Source organism: Psychroserpens luteolus (genome assembly GCF_021032705.1).
GTDB classification, from domain to species: Bacteria; Bacteroidota; Bacteroidia; order Flavobacteriales; family Flavobacteriaceae; genus Psychroserpens; species Psychroserpens luteolus.
The window spans coordinates 103,878-118,149 of record NZ_JAHVXI010000005.1 but is presented as its reverse complement, the minus strand read 5'-3'; the positions used below and the strand labels follow the sequence as shown (position 1 = coordinate 118,149).

Annotated in this window: 15 protein-coding genes; 6 read left to right on the top strand and 9 right to left on the bottom strand. The window is 34.7% G+C overall.

The genetic code is table 11. From position 1 onward, the window contains the following. Positions 1 to 26: 26 nt before the first annotated feature. On the top strand, positions 27 to 2,807 hold the full coding sequence (locus KWG70_RS13240) for an outer membrane beta-barrel protein (protein ID WP_230936522.1): 2,781 nt from the start codon (positions 27 to 29) through the stop codon (positions 2,805 to 2,807). On the opposite strand, the gene KWG70_RS13235 is transcribed toward KWG70_RS13240, so the two are convergent. The 6 genes from KWG70_RS13235 to KWG70_RS13210 are packed head-to-tail and all read right to left on the bottom strand — an operon-like array spanning position 2,804 to position 6,501. Then, positions 2,804 to 3,301, bottom strand: coding sequence for a TPM domain-containing protein (locus tag KWG70_RS13235; protein ID WP_230936521.1), 498 nt, complete (start codon positions 3,299 to 3,301; stop codon positions 2,804 to 2,806). The genes KWG70_RS13240 and KWG70_RS13235 overlap by 4 nt on opposite strands. A 5-nt stretch (positions 3,302 to 3,306) precedes the next feature. Further along, the gene (locus KWG70_RS13230) at positions 3,307 to 4,146 is read right to left on the bottom strand and encodes a TPM domain-containing protein (RefSeq protein ID WP_230936520.1); all 840 of its coding nucleotides are present in this window, start codon (positions 4,144 to 4,146) and stop codon (positions 3,307 to 3,309) included. Continuing rightward, positions 4,147 to 4,584 (bottom strand): TPM domain-containing protein, encoded by a 438-nt coding sequence (locus tag KWG70_RS13225; RefSeq protein ID WP_230936519.1) that lies wholly within the window; start codon positions 4,582 to 4,584, stop codon positions 4,147 to 4,149. Positions 4,585 to 4,589: 5 nt separating this feature from the next. Continuing rightward, positions 4,590 to 5,183 carry a LemA family protein gene (locus KWG70_RS13220; RefSeq protein WP_230936518.1) on the bottom strand — a complete coding sequence of 198 codons (594 nt, stop codon included), beginning with the start codon at positions 5,181 to 5,183 and terminating at the stop codon, positions 4,590 to 4,592. A gap of 12 nt (positions 5,184 to 5,195) precedes the next feature. After that, positions 5,196 to 5,525, bottom strand: a complete 330-nt coding sequence (locus tag KWG70_RS13215) for a MerR family transcriptional regulator (RefSeq protein WP_230936517.1) — start codon at positions 5,523 to 5,525, stop codon at positions 5,196 to 5,198. Between the two features lie 4 nt (positions 5,526 to 5,529). Further along, the gene (locus tag KWG70_RS13210) at positions 5,530 to 6,501 is read right to left on the bottom strand and encodes a M23 family metallopeptidase (protein ID WP_230936516.1); all 972 of its coding nucleotides are present in this window, start codon (positions 6,499 to 6,501) and stop codon (positions 5,530 to 5,532) included. Positions 6,502 to 6,608: 107 nt separating this feature from the next. On the opposite strand from KWG70_RS13210, the gene alaS reads away from it, so the two are divergent. Both alaS and KWG70_RS13200 read left to right on the top strand, forming a co-directional pair. Continuing rightward, a complete protein-coding gene (gene alaS / locus KWG70_RS13205; protein ID WP_230936515.1) occupies positions 6,609 to 9,224 on the top strand; it encodes an alanine--tRNA ligase in 2,616 nt (871 codons plus the stop codon). A 5-nt stretch (positions 9,225 to 9,229) separates the two neighbouring features. Then, the gene (locus KWG70_RS13200; RefSeq protein WP_230936514.1) at positions 9,230 to 10,180 is read left to right on the top strand and encodes a GSCFA domain-containing protein; all 951 of its coding nucleotides are present in this window, start codon (positions 9,230 to 9,232) and stop codon (positions 10,178 to 10,180) included. A 282-nt stretch (positions 10,181 to 10,462) separates the two neighbouring features. On the opposite strand, the gene coaD is transcribed toward KWG70_RS13200, so the two are convergent. Genes coaD through KWG70_RS13185 form a run of 3 tightly spaced genes read right to left on the bottom strand, consistent with a single transcriptional unit; the run spans position 10,463 to position 12,171 of the window. Further along, a complete protein-coding gene (coaD, locus tag KWG70_RS13195; protein ID WP_230936513.1) occupies positions 10,463 to 10,918 on the bottom strand; it encodes a pantetheine-phosphate adenylyltransferase in 456 nt (151 codons plus the stop codon). Between the two features lie 42 nt (positions 10,919 to 10,960). Next, a complete protein-coding gene (locus KWG70_RS13190; protein WP_230936512.1) occupies positions 10,961 to 11,182 on the bottom strand; it encodes a hypothetical protein in 222 nt (73 codons plus the stop codon). Positions 11,183 to 11,196: 14 nt separating this feature from the next. Continuing rightward, positions 11,197 to 12,171 (bottom strand): D-alanine--D-alanine ligase, encoded by a 975-nt coding sequence (locus KWG70_RS13185; protein ID WP_230936511.1) that lies wholly within the window; start codon positions 12,169 to 12,171, stop codon positions 11,197 to 11,199. Positions 12,172 to 12,331: 160 nt separating this feature from the next. Here KWG70_RS13185 and KWG70_RS13180 point away from each other — a divergent pair, with 160 nt between their 5' ends. The 3 genes from KWG70_RS13180 to KWG70_RS13170 are packed head-to-tail and all read left to right on the top strand — an operon-like array spanning position 12,332 to position 14,242. Continuing rightward, entirely contained in the window at positions 12,332 to 12,892 is a 561-nt protein-coding gene (locus KWG70_RS13180) for a PASTA domain-containing protein (protein WP_230936510.1), read from the top strand. A 3-nt stretch (positions 12,893 to 12,895) separates the two neighbouring features. Beyond that, positions 12,896 to 13,936 (top strand): RluA family pseudouridine synthase, encoded by a 1,041-nt coding sequence (locus KWG70_RS13175; RefSeq protein WP_230936509.1) that lies wholly within the window; start codon positions 12,896 to 12,898, stop codon positions 13,934 to 13,936. Between the two features lie 60 nt (positions 13,937 to 13,996). Then, the gene (locus KWG70_RS13170; protein WP_230936508.1) at positions 13,997 to 14,242 is read left to right on the top strand and encodes a hypothetical protein; all 246 of its coding nucleotides are present in this window, start codon (positions 13,997 to 13,999) and stop codon (positions 14,240 to 14,242) included. Positions 14,243 to 14,272: the final 30 nt, after the last annotated feature.

Here is a 14,272-nt window from a genome sequence, read left to right as displayed (position 1 = left end):
CTATTAATCATCAATCAATCAACCTCATGAAGAAATTATTTTTTTTCATATTACTTTTAAGCATATCTCTTTCGTTTTCACAAACTAAATCCTTTAAAATTTCTGGAATCATTGTTGCCGAAGACAATAAACAACCCTTAGAATCTGCGACTATTTATCTAGAACGTGTCAAAGATAGTAGTTTAGTAACCTACACGATTTCTGATAAGGATGGGAAATTTGAGCTCGTTAACGAAACCTATGACGATAAACTCAATTTATTTATTGATTATGTGGGCTATCAAACATATGTAAAACAAATCCTTATCGATAAAGAAACTATCGATTTAAAGACAATCCAATTAAAGATAAGTAATACCTTAGATGAGGTCGTTATAAAATCTAGGTCACCTATAACTGTAAAGAAAGATACCCTTGAGTTTAATGTAGCTTCTTTTAAAACTAAAAAAGATGCCAATGTAGAAGATCTACTAAAGCAATTACCTGGAGTTGAGGTGGACGAAGAAGGCAAGATTAAGGTTAATGGAAAAGATGTGAATAAAATTTTAGTGAATGGAAAGCCTTTCTTTGGAGATGATCCAACTATTACAACACGTAATTTAACCAAGGATATTATTGAAAAAGTTCAAATAACAGATACAAAATCTAAATCTGAGGCGTTTTCGGGAGAAGAAGGTGATAAAGAAAATAAAACGATAAATCTTACCATAAAAGAAGAGAATAATAAAGGCGTTTTTGGTCGAGTCGCCGCAGGTGCTGGAACTGATGAACGCTACGAATTGGCTGGAATGGTTAATCTTTTTGATAATGATAGACGCATTAGTGTGTTAGCGGGAGGAAACAATACCAACTCTCCAGGATTTAGCTTTGGTGAAATTCAAAAAATGTTTGGAAATTCAGGAGGCTTTACTGTGAGAAGTAATGGATCGTTTAATATTAGCGGACGATCATTTGGAGGTGGACAAGGGATTACCACGTCGCAAAATGCTGGTGCGAATTATGCAGATCAGCTCACTGAGAATATTGAAGTGACAGCCGATTATTTTTACTCTGGAAGCGATTCTGAAAATGAAACATTGACCCAACGCGAGAATATCTTACCAGATTCTAGATTCTTTTCAGATTCTAGATCACGATCTGTAAATGATGGTCAAAATCATAGCGCTAATTTAGGGTTTGACATTGAGGTCGATTCAACATTTTTAATTAACATTAATCCATCATTTCGATGGTCAACATCTAATACCTCTTTTTCTCAGGATGAAGAAACGCGAGATGAAAATGATGACTTAACCAACCAATCAACAACAGGTTCTTTTGTGCAAAGTAATGCGCAAAACTTCGCAACCGATCTTAATCTTACAAAACGCTTCGGAAACAATGGTGCTTTTCTAAAATTTGAGTTCTATAATAGTATTAATAAAAATGATTCTGATGATTTTTTGACTTCCGAAACTAATTTTTTTAATACCACAGATGATGATATTATAAGAGACCAGTTTACAGATTCTGAAACCGAAAACAAAACATTGAGGTTGTCATCAACATATAGATTACCACTAAAAGCTAAGGAACTATTTTTAGATTTCAAATATAGTTTTAGAGATGAAAAACGAACCAATTTGAGAAGCACCTTTGACCGAGATGACGTCACTAATGTATACGAAGATTTTAATTTTGATCTAAGTACAGATTTTGAATATTTCAATCAGGAAAATACACCATCAATTAAATTAACACTCAGAAAAGAAAAGTGGTCAACAAGCATCACATCAAGTTATGTGTTTAGAACCTTGGAAAATCGAGATTTCTTAAGACCAGAATTAAGTCTGAAACGAAATTTTCAAGCGATACAGTTGCGCTCCAATTTTAATTACAGGTTTAGTCCAAAATCATCTATGTTTAGTGGTTATTCTTTAAACAATTCACCACCTAGCTTATCGCAATTACAACCGTTTCAAGATGTATCCAATCCTTTAAATACAATCACAGGTAACCCAAATTTGGAGCCAACCAACAGACACCGCGTGTACATGGGATATAACTCGTTCGACTTTCAGAAGAAAACGGGTATTTATAGTTATGCTAGCATTAATTTCACAAATAATCAAGTGGTATCCAGAACCATCGTAGATCCCGAAACTTTAAAGAGAACTACGACTTATGCAAACGTTAATGGAAATTATAATGCCTTTGGAAACATCAATTTTAGTAAGAGTATTAAAGCAGATTCCTTGAGAACAATTAAGTATGATATTGGCGTGTCTGCCAGTTACAACCGAAATATTAACTTCAATAATGAAGTTCAATATAAAAGTAATGTGACATCATTAACACCAAGTATAGGTTTACGTTTTAATTGGAAAAAAGTAATGGAGTTTAGACCAAGATACCGAATGTCATTTACCAAAAACACCTATGATATTGATACTTTCGAAGATGTAGATTTTTTAAGACACGATGTAGATTTAAATTTTACCACCTATGTGCCAAAGAATTTTGAATGGACTAATACCATCGATTTTGCCTATAATCCAAATGTTGCTCCTGGCTTTCAGAAAAGTGCCTGGTTTTGGAATTCTACTTTAGCCTATTCTTTTATGAAAGACAAAGCTGTAATGACCTTGAAGATCTATGATTTACTCAATCAAAATACAAATGCCAGACGTCGTGCGACGCAAAATTATATAGAGGATCGACAAAGTACAGTGTTGCAGCAATACTTTATGTTGAGTTTTAGTTGGAAATTTAATAGTCTTGGTTCAAAAGGGGAAGTAGATAAAAACAGCTTTTTCTTTTTTGACTAATGCCATGTTTTCATGATACGATCTAAACCTTCATAGATTCCTAAGTAGTAATTACCGTCTTTAAAGTATGGAATCATGGTGTTGTCAATAATGTCTTGACAAATAGAATCAGTAAGTATTTTAGATGTACCATCACCAGTTGATAACCATATGTGTTTTTGGTTTTTTCGCAAAACGATAACCAATCCGTTGTCTTTATCTTTTTTGCCAACGCCCCAATAATCACCAATAGCAGAGCTGTAAGTATGTATATCGTCAAAAGGTGAGATCGAATCTACAGTAAGGACAACTATTTCGTTTGTAGTTTGTTGTTCGTAATCAATAATTTTTTTTGAAAGCTCGTCTATTTGAAACGTATTAAAAACCTGTGATAAATCAAGAACAACCTTATGCGTTTCGTTTTTAGGAAGTAAACTGTAATCTACAGCAACACCAGGTTCTGTTTTGCACGAGAAACTAAAAATAATGACTAATATGAATGCTATTTTTTTCATCACTATTACCAACTGCCTCCTGCGCCACCACCAGAGAATCCGCCGCCACCAAAGCCACCACCAAATCCGCCTCCTCCAAAGCTTCCGCCAGAAGAACTGCCTCCAAAAATGCCTCCACTTGAACTCCTTCCACTTCTACCATAACTCCCTCGTCCCATGTTGCTCAATATAATGGCATCTAAAATGCTTGTGCCATTGGTACGTTGACCACCTCCATTATTACCACCATTGCGTCTATTCTTTGAAATGGCAATGACGAAAATGATAAAGATGAAAACCATAAATAAGAAAACTAATATTGGAAATACATCTCCAGAATTGTCTGATCGTCTTGTCGCTTGAAACTTACCTTCTAAAGCTTTAAAAATTGCATCGACTCCTTTATCTAACCCTTGATAATAATCATCGCGCTTAAATTCTGGAATAATAACATTTCTAATAATTTCCCCTGTGATTCCTGCTGTAAGCCTGTCTTCTACACCATAACCAGGAGAGATCCATATTTTTCTGTCATCTCGTGCAAGTAAAATAAAAACACCATTATCTTCTTTCGCTTGTCCAATTCCCCATTCATGAGCCCATTTTGGAGTTAGAAGTCCAATATTTTCACCTTTTGTTGTAGCAATAATGGCTACTACTATTTGTGTGGAAGTAGTATCAGAATAACGAATAAGTTTTTGTTCAAGGCTACTTTTTTCTGAATCTGATAATAGTTTATAATCGTCATAAACACTGGTTTGTTCTTCTGGAATAGGCGGAACATCATATTGTGCAAAAGCAGAATAGGATAAACTACTTATACAACTAAGAAGAACGATAATTACAGTATGTTTTAGTTTTAGCATTTATCCTTTTGAAATCTCGTTTGGTAATTCGTTTGTATCTCCATGAATCCAAGGAAAATGCTTTTCCAATTGTTCTCCAGCTTTAAGAACGCCTTCAATGAGGCCTTGCTTAAACCGATATGCTTTAAAATACGTTTGCATAATATCTTTTGTGCTATCCCAAAAGTTTACTGGGACTACATCATTAATACCTTTATCACCATAGATGACAAAGGTTTTGGCATCTACAGCAACATAGATCAATACACCATTTTGAAGTTTGGTATTGTCCATTTTAAGATAGTGAAAGACTTCCATGGCACGTTCAAACGCATCAAGCTCAGAGTTGCGTTCTATATGAATACGAATTTCGCCAGAAGTGTTTTTTTCGGCTTCTCGTATAGCTTCTATAATCTCCTGCTCTTCAATTGCAGTAAGAAAGTCTTCGATTTTTGACATAGTGTTTACTTTGAGAAATCTACTTCAACAGGTTTTTCAGCACCTGCATCTGCATCAAAGTATGGCTTTTCAGAGTATCCTATAATACCCGAGATTAAAGATTGCGGTGCCTTATTCACGTATTGATTATAGGGCTTAATCGCTTCATTGTATCTTGTCCTAGCGGTTTGAATAGTATTTTCGGTACTCGTGAGTTCATCTTGAAGCTTCAGAAAATTTTGATTAGTTTTTAAATCAGGATACTTTTCAACAACTAACAATAGTCTAGATAATGCGCTACTTAATCCGCTTTGAGCCTTATTGAGCTGTTCAAGTTTTTCAGGACTTAAATCGTCTGCATTATTTATATTGATTTCTGGTTTAGTCGCTTCAGCACGTGCTTTTACAACAGCTTCCAGAGTGCTTTTTTCAAAATCTGCTGCACCTTTTACCGTATTGACTAGATTTCCAATCAGGTCATTACGCCTTTGATAAGAGTTTTGAACATTTCCCCATGCTTCTTTTACATCTTCATTCAAATCTACTACTGAGTTATTAACTCTAAATCCCCAAATTGCAATGAGTACTAATATTAATATTGGAACAATCCACTTTTTCATAATGATATCGTTTTAAAGTTGTGATTTTATTTTAATGAGCTGTGCTTTTACACCTTCTAGTTTTTCTATAATTTCATAGGTGTTTAGCGATTGCTTTTTGCCTTCTTTGAGATGAATTTTTGCACCTTCAAGTGTGAAGCCGCGTTCTTTTACCAAATGATAAATAAACTTTAGGTTCTTAATGTCATCAGGCGTAAACTTTCGATTTCCTTTGGCATTTTTTTTGGGTTTTAAAACATCAAATTCCTTCTCCCAAAACCGTATTAATGACGTGTTAACATTGAAAGCTTTAGCGACTTCGCCAATGCCATAGTAACGTTTTTCAGGAAGTTCAATATGCATAGTCTTAGTCTAATGATTGATTTTCTAATGATGCTTTTTCCAGCAGTCGTGCGTATTCTTCAGCAGTCAAATTTCCATAGTAAAAATTTATAGGATTAATCCGTTCACCATCCTTAAAAACTTCATAGTGTAAATGTGGTGCTTCAGATCGCCCTGTACTTCCTACATAACCTATTAAATCGCCACGCTTTACTTTTTGATTGGCCTTAACATTGTATTTGTACAAATGTGCATATAATGATATATAACCGTAGCCGTGATCAATTCTAATGTGCTTCCCGTATCCAGAAGAATTACTATCGGCACGTTTTACAACGCCATCGCCCGAAGCGTAAACAGGAGTACCTCGAGGAGCCGTAAAATCCATACCAAAATGAAATTTACGAACCTTTGTAAACGGATCTGTTCTATAACCATAACCTGAGGCCATATGTTTTAAATCTTCATTTTTAACTGGCTGTATGGCTGGAATTGATGCCAAAAACTTCTCTTTGTCTTCAGCGAGAATTGCAATTTCATCTAAAGATCGAGACTGCACTACAATGGCTTTTTGAAGTTGATCAATTCGTTTATTACTTGTTATAATTAATTTAGAGTTATCAAACCCTTCATATTTATTATAGCGATTAACACCACCAAACCCAGCTCGTCGTTGTTCTTCAGGAATTGGATTAGCTTCAAAATATAAGCGATAAATATTATTATCACGTTCCTCTACACTTTCTAGGGCTGCAAAGGCATTATCGACTTGCTTATTTAATAAATCGTACTGTAATTGTAAATTGGTAAGTTCGTGTTTTAAAGCACGTTCTCTTGGAGATTCAATGAACTGACTCGCTACAAAAACAATAAGAAATCCAAAAAGTCCTGCAGCTAGTAAAAATATAAACCCATACTTAATAGTATTCCCTTTCTTACGCTCTATTTTGCGATAAGAGAGTGTTTCAGAATCGTAATAATATTTTACTTTAGACATATCTTAAAAAATTCTATTTTTGCAAGAATAATAGAACGTAACACAAATATATAAATTGTTTCTTATTTAAAGGAATTAAATAAGAACAAGGTACTTAACAACTGATTATGAAGTCTCAAGACATTCGACATACTTTTTTAAATTTCTTTGAAGAAAAAAAACACAGCATAGTGCCTTCAGCGCCAATGGTTTTAAAAGATGATCCAACCTTAATGTTTGTCAATTCTGGAATGGCACCTTTTAAAGAGTTTTTCCTCGGAAATGCACAACCTAAGAATAACCGTCTTACAGATTCACAAAAATGTCTTCGTGTGTCAGGGAAACATAATGATCTCGAAGAAGTTGGATATGATACCTATCACCATACACTTTTTGAAATGCTTGGAAACTGGAGTTTTGGAGATTATTTTAAAAAGGAAGCTATTGCTTGGGCATGGGAGTTATTAACTGAAAAGTACGGCATAGACAAAGACATGCTTTACGTCACTGTTTTTGAAGGGAGTAATGATGACGATAAGTTGCCAATGGATCAAGAGGCTTATGATATCTGGAAAGAATTTATTCCAGAAGATCGTATCCTGATGGGAAATAAGAAAGATAACTTCTGGGAAATGGGAGAGCAAGGGCCTTGTGGACCTTGCAGTGAGATTCATGTTGATATTCGTTCTGAAGAGGATAAAGCAAAAGTTGACGGGAAGTCACTAGTCAATATGGACCATCCGCAGGTGGTAGAAATTTGGAATTTGGTATTCATGCAATACAATCGCAAAGCAAATAAATCACTTGAAAATTTACCCGAAAAACATATTGATACAGGAATGGGGTTTGAACGCTTGTGTATGGTATTACAAGGTGTACAATCTAACTATGACACAGATGTATTTACACCAATTATTCGTGAAATTGAAACCATTACCGATAAAGATTATGGTAAAAATGATAAGATAGATGTTGCTGTTCGTGTTATTTCAGATCATGTACGTGCTGTAGCATTCTCTATAGCAGATGGTCAATTACCAAGTAATACTGGAGCAGGTTATGTGATTCGTAGAATTTTACGTCGTGCTGTACGTTACGGATTCACGTTTTTAGATAAAAAAGAACCTTTTATTTATAGACTGGTTGACGTCCTTGTTAAGAAAATGAGCAAGGCTTTTCCAGAATTAAAGGAACAGCGACAACTTATAGAAAATGTAATTAAAGAAGAAGAAACGTCTTTTTTAAGAACACTTGAGCAAGGTTTGATTCTTTTAGATCGTATCGTAGAAAATGCAAAGACTAAAGAAATTTCTGGGGCAAAGGTATTTGAACTTAAAGATACCTATGGATTTCCAGAGGATTTAACAGATCTTATCCTTCGTGAAAAAGGATTTACATACAATGCTGAGGATTTTGAGAAGAAGCTTAAAGAACAACAAGAACGGGGTAAACAGGCATCAGAGCTAAAATCTGATGATTGGACAGTCCTTATTGAAGATGAAGAGCAGGAGTTTATAGGTTACGATGCTTTAGAAGCAAAAGTAAAGATTACCAAATACCGAAAGGTGACCTCCAAGAAAGATGGAGAATTGTACCAGCTGGTATTTAATATGACACCGTTTTATGCAGAAGGTGGCGGACAAGTAGGTGATAAAGGCTATTTAGAAGATGCTCATGGTGATGTGGTCTACATTATCGATACCAAACGAGAAAATAATGTGGCGATTCATTTTGCTAAAAGTTTGCCTAACCATATCAATGAAACATTCAAAGCTTCGGTAGATGCTAAACAGCGCTATAGAACCGAATGTAATCACACGGCAACACATTTATTGCATCAAGCACTTCGTGAGGTTTTAGGAACGCATGTAGAGCAAAAAGGATCTGCTGTACATTCAAAATATTTGCGTTTTGATTTTTCTCATTTTTCTAAATTAACTGTTGAAGAACTTAGAGATGTAGAAAATTTTGTAAACAGACGTATTGAAGGGAAATTGCCATTACAAGAACAAAGAAACATTCCAATGCAACAAGCTATCGACGAAGGCGCCATGGCTTTATTTGGTGAGAAGTATGGTGATACTGTTCGTGCAGTACGTTTTGGACAATCGATTGAGCTGTGTGGTGGAACCCATGTGAAAAACACAGGTGATATCTGGCATTTTAAAATTGTATCAGAAGGTGCAGTTGCTGCTGGAATTCGTCGTATTGAAGCTATTACAAGTGATGCTGTAAAAGACTTCTACCATGAAAATAATAGAGCATATTTTGAAATGAGAGATATGCTTAACAATGCAAAAGAGCCTGTAAAAGCTTTACAAAGTCTTCAAGATGAAAATACAAGTTTAAAAAAGCAGATTGATACCTTGTTAAAAGAAAAAGCTAAGTCTATAAAAGGCGATTTAAAGAGTGAATTAACAGAGGTAAACGGCGTACAATTTTTAGCCAAGAGATTAGATTTAGACGCGGCAGGAATTAAAGATGTATGCTTCGAACTTGGAAGTCAGTTTAACGATTTATTCTTATTATTTGGTGCAGAACATAATGGTAAAGCTATTTTGTCCTGTTATATATCTAAAGAGTTAGTAGCTAGCAAAGACTTGAACGCAGGAACCATCGTTAGAGAACTTGGGAAACATATCCAAGGCGGAGGAGGTGGTCAGCCATTTTTTGCAACAGCAGGTGGTAAAAACCCACAAGGCATTGATGAAGCTCTAAAAGCAGCCAAGGATTATTTAAACTAAATGAATTGAATCTTCAAACCAAAATACCAATACAGCCACAATCGTTTAATCAAATCGATTACAACTCCAAAGTGTTGCTGTTAGGGTCGTGTTTTTCTGAGAATATAGGAGACAAGTTTGCGTATTTCAAATTTCAGAAACTACAAAATCCGTTTGGAATTTTGTTTCACCCTTTAGCTATAGAGACGTTGGTTGCCAATGTGATTAATGAAAAAAAATATACTAAAGACGATATCTTTTTCCATAATGAGCAATGGTGTTCTTTTGATGCACATTCTCGTTTGAGTCATAGTTCCGAAGCACACCTTCTTCAAGGTTTAAATGCTCATATTGAACAAACACATCAATTTTTAAAAGAAGCTACTCATGTGATCATTACGTTAGGAACCGCTTGGGCGTATCGTTATATAGAAACAGATACATATGTGGCGAATTGCCATAAAGTTCCGCAGAAAAAATTCTTAAAGGAACTGTTGTCAGTCGAACAAATATCAGCTTCATTAGATGCTATTATTTCCTTAATTAGGAATATCAACCCTAAAATTTCAATACTATTTACAGTGTCTCCTGTGCGACATACAAAAGATGGTTTTATTGAAAACACGCAAAGCAAGTCGCATTTGATTGCTGCAATTCATCAGGCAGTAGAACCTAGACATCACAACTACTACTTTCCGTCATATGAAATAATGATGGATGAACTTCGCGATTATAGATTCTATGGCGAAGATATGGTGCATCCAAGTTCATTAGCTGTAGATTATATATGGGAACGTTTTGAGACCACTTGGATTTCTGAGGACGCTCAAACCACAATGAATGCTGTAGAAGTTGTTCAAAAAGGAGTAACACATCGACCGTTTCATTCAGAATCTGATGCGCATCAAGCATTTATTGAACAGCTTGAGAAAAAAAAAGACTTACTAAAATCTAGGTTTCCTCATATCCGATTTTAGAATTGACTATTTGTAATTTCAACTCTACTTATACGAGGACAAAGGCAATCTTGAAAAAGGAATATTGTTATTAAAATTATAATTAGGCGTAATTTTTGTAAGATTACGCTTAATCTTTTTTAATTGCCTCTTGTCGAAAAAATCATACAGAACCTCGAAGTAAGTCATATATTCGTCTTGCTATTAATCAATTTTTATAAAAGAGCGTCAGTTAATTTTGTTGTCCCTAAAGGCCCATCAAATCTGATGCTTTTTTTATACCTAAAAGTGAACGGAAATTACTTATTTAATCCTAACACTTTTAGGAACCAACTTTGTATAATCGCCATCATTCCTTATTACATCTCTTACAATTGAAGAAGAAATATACGATGTGCTTGCAGCTGTTAATAAGAATACAGTTTCAATAGGCGCTAAATCCCTATTGGTATGTGCAATGGCTTTCTCAAACTCAAAATCGGCTGGATTTCGTAAGCCTCTTAAGATAAATTCAACATTGTTTTTTTTGCAAAAGTCTACAGTAAGTCCTTTATATGTTACAACCTTTACACTTGGTTCATCTTTAAAAGCGTCTTCAATGAACTGTTGTCGTTCTTCAAGAGAGAACATGTATTTTTTTTCGGCATTGATACCAATGGCAACAATAACTTCATCAAAAAGTTTTACACTACGTTTAATAATATCGTAGTGGCCAAGTGTAATAGGATCAAACGATCCAGGAAAGATTGCTCGTTTCATAGGATAAAGATACAATTCTGTTTTAATTTGTCGTATTTAGAGTTAATGTCGATCAACTTCGTAGATAAAGTTTTCAAGATATAAGTCTTTAATATCTTGTTTTGAAAATTGATCTTTTAAAATTTCCATATAGTTTTCGGCTTTATCAATACTATAAATTCTTGCTCGCCTAGGTGTGCTTTTTATATTATAAATCACAAAGATACTATCTTGAGTGACTTCAGTGATTTTTATGGTTGTGTAGCTCTTTTTGTTTTTTTCCAAAAAGAATCATGATGTTATTTTAGAGAAGATTCAATAGCGTTTTCAAACAACTCATTCAAGCTTATACCAGCTTCGGCTGCTTGTTGAGGCAAAATACTTGCAGCAGTTAAACCAGGAACCGTATTCACTTCTAATAGATGAGGTTCGCCATCTTTGAAAATATATTCGCTTCGGCTAAAACCTTCTAATTTTAAAACCTCGTAGACTTTTTTGGCAACAACTCTTACTTTTTCAGCTTTATCATTATCAATTCGTGCTGGTGTGATTTCTTGCGATTCGCCCAGATATTTGGCTTTGTAATCAAAAAAATCATTATCGGAGACAATTTCGGTAATAGGTAAAACTTTCGTTTCGCCTTTATAGTTTATAACACCTACAGAAACTTCTGTGCCATCCAGAAATGCTTCTATGATGACTTCATCATCCTCTTTAAAGGCTACATCAAGAGCATGTTGTAGTTCGTCTTTCTTATACACTTTAGTGATGCCAAAACTACTACCTGCTCTATTGGCTTTAACAAAACAAGGTAGCCCAACTTTAGCAACGATGGCGTCTTCATTAATTGTATCTCCTAAATTGACAAAAAAGGATTCGGCAGTTTTAATGCCGTAGGGTTTTAATGCGCTTAAACAATCTCTTTTATTAAAGGTTAAAGCTGCTTGATACATGCCACAACTAGTATGTGGAATTTGAAGTAATTCAAAATAACCTTGCATAAATCCGTCTTCTCCTGGAGACCCGTGAATGGCATTGAAGACACAATCAAAAGTAATTCGTGTTTCATTGACAAGTATTGAAAAGTCATTTTTATCTATTTGAAACTCTTCATTAAGATCATTAACAAAAACCCATTTTTCTTTAAAAATATGAATACGGTAAGCATTGTATTTTAACTTGTCTAAGGTATCATAAACGACTTGTCCGCTTTTAAGAGAAATTTCATATTCGCTGGAAAATCCTCCCATAATGATGGCAATATTTTTTTTCATAAGTCTAGTGCGCTGATGTGGAAATCTTTTTGTTTATATTCTAACGTATATCATATTTAACAATAATATGTCGTAAATCGAGTTAAGCTAAAATAGCATATTAAACCCACAAAAAAAACGCTTTCGTTTTTATATATTTGTCGCATAGCAATTTTTTCGCATGAGTTTTATACAGTTTCTTAAGAGTAAAACATTTTTCAAACAATTGGGATTAGCCTTTGTGGCCATTATTGTCATATTATTCTTGACAATGCAGTGGTTAAAAAGTACTACCAATCATGGAGAGTTTATTAAAGTTCCTGATTTAAAAGGTAAAACGCTTGAAACTGTTGAGATCGAACTCAATGATAACGATTTGGTAATGGAAATTCAGGATTCTGCTAATTATAATCCGAAGTATCCTAAATATTCTGTTATTGAACAGTACCCTAAAGCAGGAGCACAGGTGAAAGAGGATAGAAAGATATATCTAACCCTAAATCCCTCAGGGTATCGCAAAGTTGCGGTTCCTAATGTAGTGCGTCGAACCTTCCGTCAGGCCAAACCAACACTTGAAACACTAGGTTTTAAAGTTGGAAAAGTAACTTACGTTAACGACATAGGAAAAGACGAGGTCATTTCTATTAAATTTAAAGGAGAGACAATCGAAGCTGGGAAATTGCTTCCACTTACTTCAGAAATTGACGTTGTTTTAGGAAACGGAAAACGCGGATCTAATTAACTAATGACCACAGAAGATACATCAATAGAACAGAATGACGACGAGTTATTCGAACATCATGCTTTTACAGTAGATAAAGGTCAGGCACCACTTCGTATTGATAAATATTTGATGAATCGTATTGAGAATGCGACACGAAATAAAATTCAGACAGCCGCGAAAGGTGGAAGTATATATGTGAATGATACACCAGTAAAGCAAAATTACAAGGTGAAACCATTTGACCAGATTCGTGTGCTTTTCGAACATCCACCATATGAGTATTTATTGACACCAGAGAATATTCCGTTGGATATTGTCTATGAAGATGATGAGTTATTAGTGCTCAATAAACCTGCAGGAATGGTTGTTCATCCTGGTCATGGCAACTACTCTGGAACGTTGATCAATGCACTAGTCTATCATTTTGAAAATCTTCCAAATAACTCAAGCGAGCGACCAGGTCTAGTACATCGTATTGACAAAGATACAAGTGGTCTCTTAGTTGTTGCAAAAACAGAAGAGTCAATGACTCATTTATCTAAGCAATTTTTTGATAAAACTAGCGAGCGAGAATACATTGCCATAGTTTGGGGCAACGTTACTGAAGATGAAGGAACGATTGAAGGACATATTGGACGACATCCTAAAAATAGATTGCAAAACACTGTTTTTGAAGGTGATGATATAGATAAAGGTAAGGCAGCTATTACACATTATAAAGTCATTGAACGTCTAGGTTATGTTACTCTCGTATCTTGTAAGTTAGAAACAGGTCGTACACATCAAATACGCGTGCATATGAAACATATTGGTCATACACTTTTTAATGATGAACGTTATGGTGGTGACCGAATTTTAAAAGGGACTACTTTTTCTAAGTATAAGCAGTTTGTTGAAAACTGTTTTAGGGTGTTACCTAGACAAGCTCTCCATGCTAAAACTTTAGGATTTAAACATCCAAAGACTGGAAAGCAACTTAGTTTTGATTCACCAGTTCCAGATGATATGCAACAATGTATAGAGAAATGGAGGCATTATGCTAAGCACCAAGATGCGAAATAAAATTTAATTTTGTAATTAAAAAAAAATGCTATTTTTGTGTAAGAAATTTAGTTCAAACAAATGAAGAGAAGAGACTTTATAAAGAAATCAGGACAAACCTTAATGATAACCTCAGTAGCTAGTATAGTTGGATTGTCTGCAGTATCTTGTTCTACAGATTCAGACGACGATGACAATGGAATGTTTGATGATGGTTACTATGATGATGGATACTATGACGACGGTTACTATGATGATGGCTATTATGACGACGGTTATTACGACGATGGCTATTATGATGACGGTTACTACGACGGTGGTTACTAATACTCTTCAAAAGAATTTGATAAGATAATA